This window comes from Pseudomonas sp. P5_B2 (genome assembly GCF_056400445.1).
In genome coordinates this window covers 1-1,277 of record NZ_JBFULH010000937.1, presented here as the reverse complement: position 1 = coordinate 1,277, position 1,277 = coordinate 1, and the positions used below count along the sequence as shown (strand labels likewise).

Sequence of the window (1,277 nt, the reverse complement as noted above, 5' to 3'; positions counted from 1 at the left end):
AGCTATACGACAACGCCGGCATTGGTCGTGACCGCGTGCTGATCAAGATCGCCTCCACCTGGGAAGGCATCCGCGCCGCAGAGACATTGGAAAAAGAAGGCATCCAGACCAACCTGACGCTGTTGTTCTCCTTTGCTCAGGCAGCGGCCTGTGCCGATGCCGGTGTGTTCCTGATTTCGCCATTCGTAGGCCGGATTTACGACTGGTACAAGAAAGCCAATGGCAACGACTACACCGGCGCGGATGATCCGGGCGTGCAGTCGGTGACGCGGATTTACAATTACTACAAAGCCAATGACTACAAGACTGTGGTGATGGGCGCGAGCTTCCGTAACCTGAGTCAGATCGAGCAGTTGGCCGGTTGTGACCGCTTGACCATCAGCCCGGACCTGCTGGAGAAGCTGGCGGCGGATACTGGCAAGCTGGAGCGCAAGCTGACCCCTGGGCATGCAGGTGAAGCGCGTTTGAGCTTGAATGAAGCGCAGTTCCGCTGGTTGTCCAACGAGGATGCGATGGCGACTGAGAAACTGGCTGAGGGTATTCGTCAGTTTGCTCGGGATCAGGAGAAGCTGGAGGCGTTGTTGCAGGCCAAGTTGTGATCTAGCCCCAGACGATGCAAAAAGGGCGAACCTCAATGGTTCGCCCTTTTTTTTGTGTTTGGGTGGTTTGATTTGGGCTAACTCCGAGCCTGACCGGCCTGACTAATGGTGACAGGCAGGACCCACATCACTCCAAGCGATCAGTGACGCTCTAGCGCATTCACGAGGTCATGGAACGCTTCACGATTGGAATCGTTCAGGCCCATGAGGATTTTGTGTGCTTCGAGGACTTTGATCCGTACCACTTCTTCGGACTGGTCCTGGTCTGGCAGGTCGTCCAGGCATTCCGGGCACGGCACAGGCTGGTCAACGATGTTGAACACCTGCTCGAAGCCCATAGACTCCAGCAGCCGGGTAATGTCTTCGTGGGTGGTGACGACAGTCGGCAGCAGGCCGACTTTTTGCCGCGACAGAATCGACAATTTGGCCAGCAAACCAAGGGTGGTGCTGTCGATGCTACGGGTTTCGGTCAGGTCGATCACGATCGCGTTGAAATTCAACGCGGTGAAGATCCGATCAATAGTCGCATCCAACGCCGAACACAGGGTCAGGCGAACTTCACCTACGAATTTCAGGACGAAAGTGCCGTCCTGCTCGGCGAACTGGATTCTACCGGTACTCATTAAAGATTCCTGCTCAACACCAACAGGGCGATATCATCCGGCATCTCCCCAAGCT

At 55.8% G+C, this 1,277-nt stretch carries 2 protein-coding genes; one reads left to right on the top strand and one right to left on the bottom strand.

Annotated elements, in window-relative coordinates; all coding sequences use genetic code 11:
* A partial coding sequence (locus tag AC1DRJ_RS28150) for a transaldolase family protein (RefSeq protein ID WP_477805021.1) occupies positions 1-599 on the top strand: 599 nt, incomplete at its 5' end.
* Between the two features lie 140 nt (positions 600-739).
* On the opposite strand, the gene rssC is transcribed toward AC1DRJ_RS28150, so the two are convergent.
* Positions 740-1,222: an anti-sigma factor antagonist RssC gene (rssC, locus tag AC1DRJ_RS28145; protein WP_046026968.1), complete on the bottom strand. Its 483-nt coding sequence runs from the start codon at positions 1,220-1,222 to the stop codon at positions 740-742.
* Positions 1,223-1,277: the final 55 nt, after the last annotated feature.

Excerpts from the sequence above, each read along its gene's own strand:
- rssC (WP_046026968.1), bottom strand. The coding sequence starts at position 1,222 with ATGAGTACCGGTAGAATCCAGTTCGCCGAGCAGGACGGCACTTTCGTC.